This is a genomic window from Paraburkholderia sp. BR14312 (genome assembly GCF_040948675.1).
In the GTDB taxonomy this organism is placed as follows: domain Bacteria; phylum Pseudomonadota; class Gammaproteobacteria; order Burkholderiales; family Burkholderiaceae; genus Paraburkholderia; species Paraburkholderia nodosa_A.
Genome location: NZ_JBFPKI010000072.1, coordinates 1 through 534, shown reverse-complemented (window position 1 = coordinate 534; position 534 = coordinate 1). Strand labels below are relative to the sequence as shown.

The window sequence follows — 534 nt, the reverse complement described above, 5'->3', positions numbered from 1 at the left end:
ACAACGAAAGGTTGTGGGCGCGCAGCTTGCCCGGCGGCTGCGAAAGCAGCCAGTCGAAGCCCGGCTTCGATGCCACGAACGGCAGCAGCGACGGCGTGCCCGTGTCGAACCGGCGCGCGTCGGGCGCGTACGAAAACGCATCGAGGTTCCAGTTGAACGGGTCGGCCTGACTGAACCAGCCGCGCACGCAGGGTGTGACGGCGGACGTCAGCAGCTGCGGCGCGACATACCCAAGACCCGATCCCGGCGCGCCGCACAGCCATTTGAGCGTGGAGCCGCAGACGAAATCGAACGGTATCTCACGCAGATTGAACGGCAGGATGCCCGCGCCCTGCGTGATGTCGACCGCGACAAGGCTGCCCGTGGTTCGTGCGTGCGCAGCGAGCGCGGCCAGATCGACGCGTTTCGACGTCAGCGACGATACCCACGTGATCAGCGCGAGCCCGACCTGGGCATCCCACGCCGCGACGAAGTCCTCGTCGCGAACGTAGGCTTCACCGGCGCGCACCGGCACCGTTTTCAACGTGAAGCCGC

The 534-nt window shown here is 67.0% G+C and carries 1 protein-coding gene; it reads right to left on the bottom strand.

Translation table 11 applies throughout. The annotated features are described in order from the left end of the window. Positions 1 to 534 (bottom strand): aminotransferase class V-fold PLP-dependent enzyme (locus AB3X98_RS42050; RefSeq protein WP_368610455.1); only part of this gene is annotated, 534 nt, incomplete at both ends.